Genomic DNA, 15,051 nt, shown 5'->3' on the forward strand with positions numbered 1-15,051 from the left:
ACGGCTCGGCCAGCACTGAGGGCAATATCCAACACCGTCGGAGCCGGCGGCGGCAGTGAAAAATCGCGACGATTGGCAGTCCGGTGAAAATCTCCCGGTGCCCCGACAAAAGGTCGGGCAATCACTCTTCCTACCGCATTCGGACCCGCAAGCAGAGCTCTAGCTTCCGTGCACATACGGTAGAGATCAGCCAGCGGAATGACTTCTTCGTGAGCAGCCACTTGAAAAACACTGTCCCCAGATGTGTATATAATAGGGTAACCTGTGGCCAGGTGCCGTTCACCCAGCTCGGCAATGATCTCGGTTCCGGAAGCAGGCTTGTTACCCAATGTCCGTCGTCCGATACGTTCTTCGAAAGCAGCAATAATATCGCGGGGAAAACCGGTAGGGTAGACGGGAAACGGCTGATCTAATATCAAGCCCATAAGTTCCCAATGGCCGGTAGTGGTGTCTTTTCCGGCCGAAGCCTCAACCATACGGCCATAGGCAGCTTCCGGAAGAATTGCAGGCACAACTCCCTCGGCCGGGGCAATATTCCCTATACCCAAACGTGACAGAGAAGGCAGCGTTAGCCCGCCTGCGGCCTGAGCCATATTAAAAAAAGTGTTAGAGCCTTCATCTTGATACGAACCGGCATCCGGTAGCGCTCCAATGCCAAGACTATCCACTACCAGTATTATTACCGCCAAGTTCTACTCACCTCTTTTCTGCTTGATCCGAGGGCGATCTTGTTGTTGCGTGGGGATGGCATTGTCGGTAGACCGTCAGCAAGTGTTGGGGAGTCACCTGGGTATACACTTGGGTGGTGCTAATATCAGCGTGCCCTAGAAGCTCTTGGACTGTGCGTAGGTTAGCTCCACCTTCCAGCAAGTGAGTAGCAAAAGAATGGCGTAGAGTGTGGGGACTCACATCTTCAGGCAGCTTGGCGGCACGAACATACTGTTTTAAAATAAGCCAGAATCCCTGACGGGTGAGGCGCCTACCCTGGCAGTTTACGAACAAAGCCTTCTCACTCGTGCGCTTAGCCAATAACAGCCGCCGCCCTTTGTCCAGCCAGGCTTCTATTGCAGCAGCAGCCTGTTCGCCCAGGGGCACGATGCGCTCTTTACCTCCTTTCCCCTGGCAAAGCACATATCGTTCTTTAAGATGAATGTCTCCCACATCAAGTCCCACCAGCTCCGATACCCTCAGTCCGCAAGCATAAATAAGTTCCAACATGGCTCGGTCACGGAGCTTAGCAGGAGCAGGTCCATTTACTTGTTCCAGTAATACCCCAATCTCAGCTTGTCCCAAATAGCGGGGTAAATAAAAGTTCGGGCGCGGAGTGTCTATGTTACGGGCTGGGTTCTCTTGTATTATCTCTTCTTCTTTTAGATAGCGATAAAACGTCCGTGCAGCCGCAGCTGCACGCGCTATGGAAGAAGGTGCCATCTTGTGGCGAGCTAGCAGCTGAAAATAACCTACCAGCAAGGCATGGTTAGCAGTGCGTAAGGTATAACCTTGGGCCGAAAGATATGCCGATAGTTTTTTTAGGTCCCGACGATAACTGGTAGCAGTGTTAAGCGACAGACCACGTTCAGCCAAAACATACGCACAAAAACGATCGATGTCTTGCTGGGATAAATCTGTATTTGAATCTTTACTGTGCAAAGCAAACACCTCTTAAGTCTAGAGTACCCGCAGCCAAACTGTACTGGTCAACGCGATCGCCAACAGAGGCTAGAGCAACCAAGCGGCGGTGATTTTGGCTAACACAGGTGTTATGTAAGCTTCAACCAGAGCAGCCAAGAATATCGCCAGTCCAGCGTAACAGATGAAAAGCGCATAGCTCCAGAAGGGTGAAGCCTCACGATGGCTCCGGCGATTGAAAAAGCGTTGTCGCAACACGCAATAAGCGAACGATATTGCTCCTGCAGACAAAAACAAGAGCGCAGGAATCACAAACAGGCTGTGTGGCAGTATGGCTGTAGTAGCCAGGACAAAACCTCGCCATTTGACTTCTTCCACCAAAAAGGCTACTGTAAATCCGCTGCTAAAGCCCTTGGTAAAGAGCAGTATTAGAGTTAGAGGAAGTCCAACTACAGTAAGCCCGCCCAGCCATAATAAGATAATGGTTTTAGCGTTTGCCCAGAGAGTGGGAAGTAGAAGCTCGTTTCCGCTCGGCAGTACTTCGGAGGTGACATCACCGACGAAAACCTGTAGATACTCCATAAGCTCAGTTTTTTGGTGGCTGGCCAATGTTCGTACCGCTAAGGCACCGAATACCACCCCGGTAAGAAACAATAAGACCACAAAAAAATATATACCTTGGTTTGAGCGTATTTGCCGCTCCACTTCTTCCTCAAACCGTCGCCAGCGCATAAGCATCTCCCCCTGCCCACTTACCTTCATCCATATGCAGGGGGCAGGACTGCTATGCCATCTGTTGACAAGCAGCCCACTGCAGAGCGATGATAGTCTTGGCGTCTCTGATTTTACCTTGGCTCAACCAGCAAAAGGCATCTGCCAACGGGATTGTGGTCAGAGCCAAAAACTCATCAACGTCTGTGTTGCTTAGAACCGGTTTCAAATTTGTGGCACTAAACAAATGCAGTAATTCTGAACTAAACCCTGGGCTGGTATAAAACGAATAGATGTGTTCCAATTGCTGGGGATAGTATCCTGTTTCTTCAGCCAGCTCCCTGGCAGCACAGTCGGCCGGATCTTCATTAGATTCCAACTTCCCGGCCGGTATTTCCCACAATTGTCTGTCGGTGGCGTAGCGAAACTGGCGTACCAAAATAATATCACGGGGACTGGGCCAAGCCAAAACAGCCACCGCTCCGGGATGCTTGACCACGTCTCGGCACGTCTCTTTGCCGTTGGGTAACCTTACCAGAGCTTGTTCGACCCGAAAGATACGACCTTCATAGATGCGTCTTATCTGTAGGGTATCCTCGTCCAAGTTCATGTCTCTTGCTCCTATCTTTTTATTTCACCTGGAAGGCAAACTGAATCTATGCTAGGAGATATTTCGCCGATCCTCTCTTCTTCCTGATCCTTGCTTTCTCTCTTCAATACGATAATTCCTGCTGCTCATCGTTCTTTAAACATCAAACATCGTTATCAAAAGTAGATGGTAGTACAATTTGTTTCGTATTTGTTTCGGCGGCAGACTACAACCAAAAAAGTTATGTTCTTCCAGCATAACATAGCAGGAATCTATCGATGGACCGCGAATATCTTGTGCCAAGGGATTTACTCCTTTACCTTCAAGGCAAGGCTAAAAAGTTACCTAAAAACATGCTTTTTATAGCAGGATTTTCTAGAGTTATGTCAAAGTATTTTATACCAGGAGACAGGGGCGAAATAGCAGCACATTAGCAGGAAAAATTGTCACAATTATAACAGGAGACAGTACATTCCGAATTGTCTTACCGATGCGGCCTGGTTTACTAAGCAAACGGCCAAGTAAGGGGGTGATGTTTGCGCACTAGTAGAATCATGGTAACCGTAGTAAAGCATTGACAAGGAGGTTGGACTTATGGGTGAACAAACTCGTGAGACGTTTGGCAGTAGAATGGGCTTTATCTTCGCTGCCGCCGGATCGGCCATTGGTTTAGGTAATATTTGGCGTTTCCCGTATTTAGTCGGTGTTTATGGCGGTGCAGCTTTCCTCGTTGTTTATTTGGCTATTGTCATCATAATTGGTGTTGTCTGTTTCATTGCTGAAGTGTCGCTGGGTCGACATACGCGGCAGTCAAACGTCGGTGCCTTTAAAGCCCTGAAACCGTCCTGGGCTCCGGTGGGCCTAATCGGTATTACGGCAGGGTTTATGATTCTATCATTTTACAGTGTGGTTGGCGGCTGGACTATTTACTACTTTTTCCGTGCTGTTGCCGGCTTTAAATTTGCTGATCCCAGCGTCAGTGCCGATTTATTTGTCGGTTTTATCAGCAACCCATTGTCGCCTCTTCTCTTCCACGCCTTGTTCATGGGTGCTACTATCTGGATCGTTTATCAGGGCATTCAAGGCGGTATTGAAAAGTACTCTAACATTATGATGCCCGCCTTGTTTGTAATCATAGTAATCTTGGCTATTCGATCCATGACCTTGCCTGGCGGCGGCGCTGGGTTAGAGTTCTACTTGAAACCGGACTTCTCCAAGATTGACGGCGAAACTCTGCTGGCTGCTTTGGGACAGGTGTTTTTCTCCTTGAGCTTGGGCATGGGATCTATCTTAACCTACGGTAGCTATCTGAGTAAGGACGAAAACATTCCCTATGTTTGCACTGTTGTACCCCTTATGGATACACTAGTCGCATTCTTAGCTGGACTGGTTGTTTTCCCGGCTGTATTTGCTTACGGTTTCGAACCTGGTTCCGGTGGTGGTCTGGCCTTTATCACCCTGCCGGCTGTCTTTAATGAGATGCCCGCCGGGAACCTGTTCGGTGGAGCTTTCTTCTTCCTGCTCTTCTTGGCTGCGCTCACTTCGGCCATTTCCCTGTTGGAGCCGGTGGCAGCTTATATGATCGAAGAGCACGGTTGGGAGCGCAAGAAGGCTGTGCTTATTATGGGTACCATTATATTTGTTGTTGGTATTGCTTGCTCGCTGTCTAACGGGGTATGGAGCGGGTTTCTCATCGCTGGTAAAAATTTCTTTGATTTCATGGACTTCGTTTCTGGGAACATTTTCCTTCCCGTTAGCGGCATGCTTACCGCCATCTTTGTGGCTTGGGTTTGGGGAAGCAAAAACGCCCTGCAAGAAGCCACTAATGACGGCACTGTTAAGTTCGGTTGGGGCAATCTGTGGGCTAACGTGCTGATTAAATACGTAGCTCCGATCTTGATTGCCGTTGTGTTCCTAAGCAGTGTTGGCTTGATCAAGCTCTAGGATAATAAAGCATCTAACAGGTAGTCAAGCAAGAAGGTGGCGCTTTTGGAGCACCACCTTCTTTTTGGGTGTCTTTTCAGGAGTAATCGAAAAATCAAGGAAGCGGGTACAATGGCATCGAACAAGTCCCCCCTTCACATCATTGCCACAAAAACTCTTCTTCATTGTCATCCTGAGAACTTTGCCCGCAAGATTTTAAGATTCCTCAGTCGCTTTGCTCCCTCGGCATAACGGGTAGTCTATTCATTTGCCGTGCTACGGGCATCGCTGGATATTCAATAACGCCATTTACTCTTGAATAGACACCTTCTTGGCTTTATAACGATTATGTGTTCGCTCAATCGCCACCATTAACGGTATTGCGAATTTAATAGACGCACAATGAAATTGGATCGCCAAAAACTTGTAAGTTTAGGCAGGATTTTCTGTCTTAATGTCTAATTAGTAAATTAGGGTTGGCGAGCGAAGGAGGTGTGCCTGGAATTATCATAATTGCAATAACCATGTTAAATGATTGACAAGGAGGTTCGATGAATGGGTGGAGAAAGTCGTGAAACGTTTGGTAGTAGACTAGGATTTATCTTTGCCGCCGCCGGATCGGCCATTGGTTTGGGCAACATTTGGCGCTTTCCGTATTTGGTCGGTGTCTATGGCGGTGCAGCTTTCTTGGTGGTCTATTTGGCCATCGTGGTAATAATAGGTGTCGTGTGTTTCATCTCTGAAGTGGCGTTGGGCCGCCACACCAGACAGTCCAACGTCGGTGCCTTCAAAGCTATCAAGCCCTCCTGGGCCCCAGTAGGCCTAATTGGAATTATCGCCGGGTTTATGATTCTCTCATTCTACGGCGTCGTTGGCGGTTGGACTATTTACTATTTTTTCAAAGCAATTGCTGGCTTTGCTTTTCCTGACCCCGGTGCCAGTACCGATTTGTTTGTCGGCTTTATCAGTAATGCCATCTTGCCGCTTATTTATACAGCCATATTCATGGCCACGACTATCTATATAGTCTACAAAGGTATACAGGATGGCATAGAAAAGTACTCTAACATCATGATGCCAGCTCTATTTGTGATTATTATTATCTTGGCTATTCGCTCGCTAACGTTGCCTGGTGCCGGCGCCGGGTTAGAGTTCTACTTAAAGCCGGACTTGTCAAAGATTGATGGCGAAACCCTGTTAGCTGCTTTAGGACAGGTGTTCTTCTCGCTAAGCTTGGGCATGGGATCTATTTTAACCTACGGTAGTTACCTCAGCCAAGACGAAAACATTCCCTTTGTTTGCACTATTGTCCCTATGATGGATACACTGATCGCGTTCTTAGCCGGACTGGTTATTTTCCCGGCTGTGTTCGCCTACGGCTTTGAACCCGGTTCCGGTGGCGGCCTGGCTTTTATTACCTTACCGGCTGTTTTCAATGAAATGCCGGCAGGTAACCTGTTCGGTGGCGCTTTCTTCTTCCTGCTCTTCTTGGCAGCGCTCACTTCGTCCATTTCCCTATTGGAACCTGTGGTAGCTTACATGATGGAAGAACATGGTTGGGAGCGTAAGAAAGCTACAATCACCATGGGTGGTCTGATATTCGTAGTTGGCATCGCCTGTTCATTATCAAATGGGATCTGGAGCGGATTCATTGTTCTCGACAGAAATATCTTTGATCTGTTGGATTTCATTTCCGGCAACGTTTTACTTCCCATCAGCGGAATGCTTACGGCCATTTTTGTAGCTTGGGTCTGGGGCAGCAAAAATGCCTTACAAGAAGCCACTAACGACGGCACAATCGAATTTGCTTGGGGCAACTTGTGGGCTAACGTCCTGATTAAGTATGTAGCGCCCATTTTGATTGCCGTTGTATTCATGAGCAGCGTAGGTATAATCAAAATTTAGACCTGCGGACACTACAAGAAAGGCGGCGCTCAGGCGCCGCCTTTCTTAGTACTTGCTTCCCGCTCCTGTTCTTTTTAGCAGGATTTGTTCTGCTGGTAGCGAATCATCAAGCAATCCCATCATTGGTTATAATAGAAACAGGGGGTACAGTCATGACGCCTGACAGCAATAGGGGATACGTACAGGTCTACACCGGCGACGGCAAAGGAAAGACTACAGCAGCCATCGGCCTGGCAATTCGAGCTTTAGGTGCCGGGAAAAGAGTACTGTTTGTACAATTCATGAAACAACCGACTTACAGTGAGCATGAAATGCTGAGCAATTTTTCACCTAATCTTAAGCTGGTAACTTTAGGAAAGCCGTATTTTATAGCGCGTTCTGACCAAGTCTCGCCAGAGACTGCCACTGCCATGGGGGACAAGATTGTATTATATGAGCCCGGACAGCCACCTGCCGATTATGTAGCCCTCATTCGCACCGGGCTGTCCTTGGCCCAAGCAGCATTTCGGAGCAGAGACTACGACGTGATAGTTTTGGACGAACTTTGTGTGGCTTTGCACCTGGGGTTGATCACTTGGCAGGAAGTACGGACAATACTAGAGGAGCGCCCACAGACGGTAGAAGTAGTAATAACCGGCCGCGGTGCTCCCGAAGAGTTGATTGATTGCGCTGACTTAGTTACCGAAATGAGAGAGGTAAAACATTATTACCACCAAGGTGTTCCTGCTCGAGTAGGTATCGAGAATTAGTTACCGCTCCGGTTCCCAAAAGACCTTATAAGCCCTGTAGGCGGAATAAATGTCCACTTTGCTGGCTAACTCAAACGGAGCATGCATACTAAGAATCGGAACGCCGGCATCCAGGACATCCATACCCAAGTCTGCTAAGAATTGGGCGATGGTGCCGCCTCCTCCCTCATCTACTTTACCTAGATCTCCTGGCTGCCAGGGGATACTATGGTCATTCAGGAGCCTACGTACTTTACCTACAAACTCAGCACTGGCTTCGCTGGCACCGCCCTTGCCGCGCCCCCCCGTATACTTAGTCAGGCTGAGGCCGTATCCTAAGCGGGCTGCATTGCGTTTGTCGCTTACCTCGGCATAGGAAGGATCCAGCGCAGCATTCACATCGGCTGACAAAGCTTCTGCTCGAGCCAGCGCCCTCCGAACCTCTAGATCTACATTAGCCGCACCTTCCCGGTACACCAATTCAGCCACCACGTTGTCAAAAAAACGCGAGCGCGCCCCGGTATTACCCATGCTTCCGACCTCTTCGCGGTCAGTGAACAGACAAAAGGCACTATACTCCGGTGACATTACGTCAAAAAACCCAAGTAGCGAAGTATAAGCGCAGACACGGTCGTCTTGGCCGTAGGCTCCAACCAAGCTGCGATCAAAACCCACATCCCTGGCCGCTCCCGCCGGCACTGCTACCAGGTCTGCACTTACCAGATCCTCTTCACTGATTCCATAAGTATCGTACAGCAGCTTAAGAACGCCTAGCTTTACTCGTTCTTTCACGTCCTTGTCTTCTGGATAAGGCAGATTGCCCACGATGATGTTAAGGGCTTCACCAGCCACCGCGTTCTTGGCTTTCTTCTCCATCTGTTCATAAGCTAGATGGGGCAGCAGATCGCTCACACAAAATACCGGGTCCCCAGGATCTTCGCCCAAGCGCAGATCAAGACGGTCTCCGTTAGCCAGAACCACTACCCCGTGCAAAGCCAGAGGCTGAACGGGCCACTGGTACTTCTTAATACCGCCATAATACTGGGTCTTGAGCAAAACCAGCCCCTCTTCTTCGTACAGCGGCCGGGCTTTTAAGTCTAGTCGGGGGGCATCGATATGTGAGCCCACCAACCGAAAACCGGCAGTAACGGGCTTCTGGCCCAAAACCACCAAAACCGAGCTCCGCCCTCGGTTATTAAAGTATAGCTTAGTCCCCGGGCGCAACTGACCAGCAACCTTATCGGCAGGAACAAAACCACGCTTCTCAGCTTTGGTGAGGATGTAGTTGTTGGCTTCGCGTTCTGTTTTGGCTTGGGTTAGAAACATTTTGTAGCCGTCGGCAAAAGCAAAAACTCTTTTTAACTGTTCCTTGCTGAGACGATCCCAAGCTGACTTGGTTTCAAAAGACAGTTTGTCCATGAGCCTTTTGCCCACGTTATCTTCTTTCACGTAATAACTCCTCCTCATGAATGATTCTTTCCTAGTTTATCACATTTTTCGGCCATAGGCATAACATAACTCCAAGTAGCCAGTGGTATGCTGCTTTCCCATGCGCTGAGGAAGCGTTGGCGCCAATTGGGAAAATGGTCGCTTAACTTGGCTATTAAGTCCTCCATTTCTGCCCGTCTGGTGTTTCCTGCTGCCGGGCAGCGGCTCTTGCACACCGGGAGCTGGTCGCGCTTCACAACAGCACTAATTATTTCCTCAGGTATGTAAACCAACGGTCTTATAGCCACCAGACCACTACGGCTTAACTCGGTTCGAGGTTGGAAGGTGGCCAAACGACCGGTATAAAAGAAATTCATGAACAATGTGGCCAAAACATCATCTAAATGGTGACCTAAAGCAACCTTGTTGCATCCCAGGTCTAGAGCAGCATTGTTTAGAGCCCCTCGACGCATATGCGAACAAAGAGAACATGGATTACGTTCTTGCCTGACATCATAGATTATGGTGCCAATTTGAGTCTTAACCTCGGTCAGTTTCAGCCCCTTGGTTCGGCAAAAATCTGCTAACGGGACTGTATCCTCTTGCCATCCTAAGTCCACCCGGAGAGGAAACAGTTGTACATCATGAAAGGACCTCTGACAAAGCCAGTCAAGGGTATGTAACAAAAACAAGCTGTCCTTTCCTCCGGAAACGGCCACAGCCACGCGATCGCCACGATCCAGCAGCCGATAACGGCGGATGGCCCGCTTTATTTTGTCAAGAAACCATTTCTTATCACTAGGCTTCAACCTACGGTCTCCTTTTCAGTTACTGCTTACCCTCCAATTCCAACAACCAGCGCTTTAGGTCTTTGCCCCCGGCATAAGTGCCTAGAGAACCGTTTGCCGGTAACACCCGATGGCAGGGCACAAATACAGGTAGCGGATTAGCCCGCATAGCATTGCCCACTGCTCGCGCTGCTTGCGGGTATCCTACCTTTGTTGCTAAAGCACTATAGGTTATGGTAAGTCCATATGGTACCTTCAATAAGGTCTCCCAGACTCTTGTTTGAAATTGGGTCCCTTTAAGATCTAAAGAGATGGTAAATACCCGCCGTCTCCCGTCCAGATACTCGTCTAGCTGCCTTAAAGCCTCAGCCAAATAGGGGGACTCCGGTACCATAATCATATCTTCTTCAGGGTAATGGCTGGCTAGCCAGTATTTCATATCTCTCAGGCCGCTGTAGACACTAAAGTAACATAAGCCAATATCCGAACTCGCTATTGACCCCGATCCCAAAATCGTGTTTACTTGAGCCCATTTCAGCATAGATGTTCCCCCGTTTCTCAAAATCTTATGTACCCTGTCCCCATCCCATTGTATCGTACGCTTCCAACCAGGTTCAAGCATGGTCTCTGTCACTGCCGACACATCACAATAACAACAATAAGCGGCAATAATCATGACTGCCGCTTAGGATATCTCGAGCTTGTGTCGTACACTGGTTTTAGTTGGTGCCGGAGACCGGAATCGAACCGGTACGGGTGTTAACCACCCGAGGGATTTTAAGTCCCTTGCGTCTGCCTGTTCCGCCACTCCGGCACTGACGATATTATTCTACCATCTATCCGCAAAACTTTCAAGACAAACTGTGTCTTTGCTCGTATCTTCACCTCCTGCTAGAACTTGCTCTTGCCGCTGGAACCAAGGCATGTTATAATGAAAACGCAAGGTGCGGTGGCGAAGAGGCTAACGCCGTGGTCTGCAAAACCACTATGCGCCGGTTCGAATCCGGCCCGCACCTCCATTTTTTGCCCGAAGAGGGCTTTTTTTTATACTTAAATCCTGTTAGCGAGAGAAAAAGCCGGTCTAAAGACCGACTTAAGTCTACAGGATAATGCAGATTAGGCCACCACTCCCCTCATTGACAATTCGTTCTAACGTTTCTTTCAGTTTCTGTTGTGCATCCTCCGGCATGTGATATAGTTTGCTTTGGATGGTTTCCTTTACCAGATCATGAAGCGACTTGCTGAACAAGTTGGTCTCCCACAGCTTCTGGGGATTATCTTCAAATTCGTCTAACAAATACTGTGCCAGTTCTTCCGATTGTTTTTCAGTACCGATAATCGGCGCTACTTCTGCTCTTATGTCCGTTCGAATCATGTGGATCGAAGGAGCACTGGCACGCAATCGAATTCCAAAGCGACCTCCGCTTTTTAAAACTTCAGGCTCTTCTAAAACCATTTCTTCCAGCCGCGGCGGAACAATCCCGTAACCAACGCGATCTACATCATAAAGAGCATCCGCGACTTTATCGTATTCTACCTTGGCGGCGGTATATTCCTTGAGTACTCGCAGCAGGTCTTGGTCGTCTTTTAACGTCCGGCCACATGTTTCCTCTAAGATTTGGAAAAGGAGGCGCTGTGGGGCGGTAAGCTGCAGTGTGGTAATACCTTGACCCAAATCCAAATCTACAAGTACAGCCTGATCAACAAAATCTTGTTCCTGAAACGTAGTTACAGCTTGATCAATGTCTCTGACTTTATGAATAACGTCCACAGTATTTCGCACGCAGTCCTCGAACTGAGAACGCAGCCAATGAACCGAATCGAGTTCCAATAGCCAGCCTGGTAGATGAACATTAACCTCTTGCACCGGGAACTCATACAGGATTTCCTGTAACAGATCATAGATATCTGACAACGTCATTCTCAGCGCATTAACCGGCAACACTGGAACTTGGTATTTCCCAGTAAGTTCTGCTGCCAGTTCCTGTGTTTCTGTGGCAGTGGGATGAAGCGAGTTCAAGACAACCACAAACGGTTTCCCTATTTCTTTCAGTTCGGCAATTACTTTTTCCTCGGCCGGTTCATAGCTGCGGCGCGCAATATCAACAATGGAGCCGTCGCTGGTTACAACCAAGCCGATAGTGGCGTGCTCGGTGATAACTTTGCGGGTACCAACTTCGGCCGCCTGTTCAAACGCTATTTCTTCTTCGAACCAAGGAGTTCGTACCATACGTGCGTCCTCATCCTCAAGATAACCTAAGGCCCCGTCTACAGCATAACCCACACAGTCCACAATTCGCACCCTGAATTTGATATTCTCTCTGAGAACTACTTCTACCGCTTCTTCCGGAATAAACTTGGGTTCAGTAGTTGTAACTGTCCGTCCGGTCCCACTCACCGGTAACTCATCCAAGGCGCGGTCGCGCTCCGGACTGTCCTCCATATAGGGCAAAACCAAGAGCTCCATAAAACGCTTAACAAACGTGGATTTCCCGCTGCGCACAGGGCCCACCGTACCGATGTAAATATCGCCGCCTGTGCGCTCAATTATGTCCTGAAAAAGGTCAAACTTCTCCACTTTTTATCCCTCCCTTACCATATCTTACTTTCTTGTCCCCAAACTTAGAACAGATGCCGTTCTTCCAACCCATTACATTTATATGGACTCTGCTAGCATCTGAGACCAAAAAAATAGCGCCGGCGGGTAGCCGGCGTAAGTCTATTTTTCCGCCGCAAAAAGTCTTATTGGGGTACCGGGATAGCGGTACAGCTGCCGGATCCGGTTTTCTACCCGGCGTAAATATGAGAAATGAATAGCCTTAGGATTACTAACAGTCAACTTAAAACGCGGTGGGCTAATACCCAACTGGGTTAAGTTGAAAATGCGGGTGCTCTGTCCTTTTAGCTGCGGTAGGGGCGTGACCGCCAGAAGGTCTCGAAGAAGCATGTTCAGTTCAGCTTGGGGTAACGTATGCGTTTGCGATTCCCGAACCTCAATAATTGTTTTTAGTAAGCGCTCAACATTGCGGCCGCTTAGCGCCGACAAAAAGACCAGCGGAGCATAATCACAAAAGGACAGCCGACGCCTGATTTCCTCTTGGTAGTACCGAAACTGTTCCTGATCGAGTTTTACTAGATCCCACTTGTTGACGGCGATAATCAAGCCTTTACCTGCCTCATGGGCATAGCCGGCAATCCGTTGGTCCATTTCAGTCACGCCTTCCAGGCCCTCCAGCACCAGCACAGTGATATCCGAGTGTTCAATGGCCCGTCGTGCTCTTAAAGAACTGTAATATTCTATTTTTTCTTTAATCCGGGTTCTGCGTCGCATGCCAGCTGTATCAACAAAAATAAATCGATAGCCCTGGAAAGAGAACACAACGTCAACTGCATCGCGGGTAGTTCCAGGTATGGAACTGGTCACCAGCCGCTCGGCACCTAAAATCTTGTTTACCAGTGAGGACTTACCCACGTTAGGTCGACCCACAATGGCTATTCGTAACTGTTTTAACGGGGACGGTGACTCTTTTTTCGGTGGAAGTAAGGCCACAATCTGGTCCAATAAGTCGCCGGTGTTAATACCGTTCAGGGCCGAAACAGGGATCGGATCACCTAGCCCTAAGGCGAAAAACTCCACCGCTTTGTTTTCTTGGTGGACGTTGTCCAGCTTGTTCACTGCCAGAACCACTGGTTTGTTACTTTTGCGTACAAGATCGGCAATCTCCCAATCTCCAGGTGTGATTCCATCTCTACCGTCTAATAGGAACACCAGTACATCTGCTTCAAACAGAGCTTGTTTTGCTTGCTCTTCCACATTCTCGTATAACTCTTCCTCAGTAGCCGGTTGCAGCCCACCAGTATCGATGAGAGTAAACTCGCGCCCGTTCCAATCACACAGCGCCTGCAGACGGTCCCTGGTCACACCGGGTTCGTCCTCTACTATCGCCAATCTCATGCCGATCAGTCGGTTAAAAAGAGTGGATTTACCTACGTTGGGTCGGCCGATAATGGCAACTGATGGTTTAGTCATCCCGTTCACTCCTTTCAGCCAACTGTGGCCATAGTTGGCAGGGCAAATGTGCTATTTTGGGCCTGGCTCCCAGAGCCTGATCCATTTCTTGCAGACTTAAATTGTCGATGGTTAATCCATCAGCAGAAAACATTGCTTGCGGTAAGAAAATGTGATCTGCCGGCGAGGCTGATTGAAGGGCGCAGATCACGTCCCTGCCGGTAAGGAGCCCGGCAGCGGTGACGTTCGGGCCCCAGAAGCTATTCTGTACTATGGTGACCTGGGCTTTCCATCCCATGACGCAGTTACACCAGTCAGCAAGTTGCCGGATGGTGTTGGCAGCCGCCACGCCGGTTACCAGCATAATATCCTGCTTGTTCTCAGACACAATCATCGAGGACGGCAAAGCGGCCAAGTCATCTAAGAACTGTCTGGTCAACCCTACCCCGTTCTCTAACTGAGGGAACCCATCGTAATGGCTGGCCGGTGGTACTTCTTGTTCTGCCAGCCCATAGAACTCATCGCTAAGATAAAAGAACGTGCAACCAAATTTCCGACGGAAGGCAGCTTGCTTGTCGGCTGCCCAATTAATTAGTTCCAAGGCGCTTTCTTTATTATAAGATTTCAGGGGTAGAAGATTGTTGCGGAACTTGGTTAGTCCTACCGGGACTGCGGCTACGGACGCTACCGCAGGGTAAAGTCGGGCCAATCCTTCCACGGTGCGTTCAAGTTCCGCAGCGTCATTTAGTCCGGGGCAAAGTACTATCTGGCAATGCATTTCTACCTTAGCTCTGGCTAAAGCAGTCAGCTGCCCTTTTATGGCAGCTGCTGTTGGATTTCCCATCATTTGGCTGCGCAACCGTCCATTTAGGGTGTGGACCGAAATATAGAGTGGGCCGAGATGCTCAGCCACTAAACGCTGCATATCTTTGGGCTTAATGTTAGTGAGAGTGATAAAATTGCCCTGCAAGACTGATAGCCGCCAATCATCATCTTTAACATACAAGCTGGGTCTCAAATTTGGTGGCATCTGGTCGACAAAGCAAAAACAACAGTTGTTATTACAGTGCCGGATGCCGTCAGAGGCCGCCTCTGCAAATACTAAGCCGAGCTCATCATGTTGATCTTTGTCTATTACCAGTAGCTCCTGCCCACCGTCTTTCTTAGTCACGGTCACAGACAGCTTCTCGTCGGCACAGGCAAAGATAAAAGCAATCAGATCCTCCAGAGGCTTGCCATTTACCTCGGTGATTCTGTCACCCGGCACCAGTCCTAACTCGTTAGCTATGCTGTCTGCACATACCCTGGCTATCTCTAATCCTGGCAAATCAAATCCCGCCT

Annotated in this window: 13 protein-coding genes and 2 tRNA genes; 4 read left to right on the forward strand and 11 right to left on the reverse strand. The window is 48.9% G+C overall.

All coding sequences use genetic code 11. The features are described from left to right. From GX016_00445 to GX016_00460, 4 genes are all read right to left on the reverse strand, one after another. Window positions 1-677: phosphopentomutase (locus tag GX016_00445; protein ID HHT70031.1), on the reverse strand; the 677-nt coding region annotated here is incomplete at its 3' end. A gap of 19 nt (window positions 678-696) precedes the next feature. Continuing rightward, the gene (gene xerD, locus GX016_00450; protein HHT70032.1) at window positions 697-1,650 is read right to left on the reverse strand and encodes a site-specific tyrosine recombinase XerD; all 954 of its coding nucleotides are present in this window, start codon (window positions 1,648-1,650) and stop codon (window positions 697-699) included. A 69-nt stretch (window positions 1,651-1,719) separates the two neighbouring features. After that, window positions 1,720-2,361 (reverse strand): stage II sporulation protein M, encoded by a 642-nt coding sequence (gene spoIIM / locus GX016_00455; protein ID HHT70033.1) that lies wholly within the window; start codon window positions 2,359-2,361, stop codon window positions 1,720-1,722. A 52-nt stretch (window positions 2,362-2,413) separates the two neighbouring features. Beyond that, window positions 2,414-2,950 (reverse strand): NUDIX hydrolase, encoded by a 537-nt coding sequence (locus GX016_00460; protein ID HHT70034.1) that lies wholly within the window; start codon window positions 2,948-2,950, stop codon window positions 2,414-2,416. Window positions 2,951-3,523: 573 nt separating this feature from the next. On the opposite strand from GX016_00460, the gene GX016_00465 reads away from it, so the two are divergent. The 3 genes from GX016_00465 (at window position 3,524) to GX016_00475 (ending at window position 7,506) form a co-directional block, all read left to right on the forward strand. Beyond that, window positions 3,524-4,873 carry a sodium-dependent transporter gene (locus tag GX016_00465; protein ID HHT70035.1) on the forward strand — a complete coding sequence of 450 codons (1,350 nt, stop codon included), beginning with the start codon at window positions 3,524-3,526 and terminating at the stop codon, window positions 4,871-4,873. Window positions 4,874-5,407: 534 nt separating this feature from the next. Beyond that, window positions 5,408-6,757, forward strand: coding sequence for a sodium-dependent transporter (locus tag GX016_00470; GenBank protein ID HHT70036.1), 1,350 nt, complete (start codon window positions 5,408-5,410; stop codon window positions 6,755-6,757). A gap of 152 nt (window positions 6,758-6,909) precedes the next feature. After that, window positions 6,910-7,506 (forward strand): cob(I)yrinic acid a,c-diamide adenosyltransferase, encoded by a 597-nt coding sequence (locus tag GX016_00475; protein ID HHT70037.1) that lies wholly within the window; start codon window positions 6,910-6,912, stop codon window positions 7,504-7,506. Here GX016_00475 and GX016_00480 read toward each other — a convergent pair whose 3' ends face one another. The 4 genes from GX016_00480 to GX016_00495 form a co-directional block, all read right to left on the reverse strand. Then, window positions 7,507-8,904 carry an aminopeptidase gene (locus tag GX016_00480; protein HHT70038.1) on the reverse strand — a complete coding sequence of 466 codons (1,398 nt, stop codon included), beginning with the start codon at window positions 8,902-8,904 and terminating at the stop codon, window positions 7,507-7,509. Window positions 8,905-8,948: 44 nt separating this feature from the next. Continuing rightward, entirely contained in the window at window positions 8,949-9,722 is a 774-nt protein-coding gene (locus tag GX016_00485; protein ID HHT70039.1) for an adenine nucleotide alpha hydrolase family protein, read from the reverse strand. Window positions 9,723-9,741: 19 nt separating this feature from the next. Then, the gene (locus GX016_00490; GenBank protein ID HHT70040.1) at window positions 9,742-10,242 is read right to left on the reverse strand and encodes a methylated-DNA--[protein]-cysteine S-methyltransferase; all 501 of its coding nucleotides are present in this window, start codon (window positions 10,240-10,242) and stop codon (window positions 9,742-9,744) included. 183 nt (window positions 10,243-10,425) lie between these two features. Continuing rightward, window positions 10,426-10,515, reverse strand: a tRNA-Leu gene (locus tag GX016_00495). A 129-nt stretch (window positions 10,516-10,644) separates the two neighbouring features. Between GX016_00495 and GX016_00500 the strand changes: the two genes are divergently transcribed. Beyond that, window positions 10,645-10,720: transfer RNA gene (locus tag GX016_00500), tRNA-Cys, on the forward strand. A gap of 80 nt (window positions 10,721-10,800) precedes the next feature. On the opposite strand, the gene spoIVA is transcribed toward GX016_00500, so the two are convergent. The 3 genes from spoIVA to GX016_00515 all read right to left on the reverse strand — a co-directional run bounded on the left by spoIVA (window position 10,801) and on the right by GX016_00515 (window position 15,037). After that, window positions 10,801-12,279 carry a stage IV sporulation protein A gene (gene spoIVA / locus GX016_00505; protein ID HHT70041.1) on the reverse strand — a complete coding sequence of 493 codons (1,479 nt, stop codon included), beginning with the start codon at window positions 12,277-12,279 and terminating at the stop codon, window positions 10,801-10,803. A gap of 141 nt (window positions 12,280-12,420) precedes the next feature. Continuing rightward, a complete protein-coding gene (locus GX016_00510; protein ID HHT70042.1) occupies window positions 12,421-13,731 on the reverse strand; it encodes a ribosome biogenesis GTPase Der in 1,311 nt (436 codons plus the stop codon). Further along, complete coding sequence (locus tag GX016_00515; GenBank protein ID HHT70043.1) at window positions 13,724-15,037, reverse strand: DUF512 domain-containing protein; 1,314 nt, start codon at window positions 15,035-15,037, stop codon at window positions 13,724-13,726. Before GX016_00515 ends, GX016_00510 begins: the two co-directional genes overlap by 8 nt. Between the last annotated feature and the right edge of the window lie 14 nt (window positions 15,038-15,051).

Source organism: Bacillota bacterium, from assembly GCA_012837285.1.
Taxonomy (GTDB): Bacteria; Bacillota; DTU030; order DUMP01; family DUMP01; genus DUNI01.

Excerpts from the sequence above, each read along its gene's own strand:
- spoIIM (HHT70033.1), bottom strand. The coding sequence starts at position 2,361 with ATGCGCTGGCGACGGTTTGAGGAAGAAGTGGAGCGGCAAATACGCTCA.
- GX016_00460 (HHT70034.1), bottom strand. The coding sequence starts at position 2,950 with ATGAACTTGGACGAGGATACCCTACAGATAAGACGCATCTATGAAGGT.
- GX016_00465 (HHT70035.1), top strand. The coding sequence starts at position 3,524 with ATGGGTGAACAAACTCGTGAGACGTTTGGCAGTAGAATGGGCTTTATC.
- GX016_00470 (HHT70036.1), top strand. The coding sequence starts at position 5,408 with ATGGGTGGAGAAAGTCGTGAAACGTTTGGTAGTAGACTAGGATTTATC.
- GX016_00475 (HHT70037.1), top strand. The coding sequence starts at position 6,910 with ATGACGCCTGACAGCAATAGGGGATACGTACAGGTCTACACCGGCGAC.
- GX016_00480 (HHT70038.1), bottom strand. The coding sequence starts at position 8,904 with ATGGACAAACTGTCTTTTGAAACCAAGTCAGCTTGGGATCGTCTCAGC.
- GX016_00490 (HHT70040.1), bottom strand. The coding sequence starts at position 10,242 with ATGCTGAAATGGGCTCAAGTAAACACGATTTTGGGATCGGGGTCAATA.
- GX016_00510 (HHT70042.1), bottom strand. The coding sequence starts at position 13,731 with ATGACTAAACCATCAGTTGCCATTATCGGCCGACCCAACGTAGGTAAA.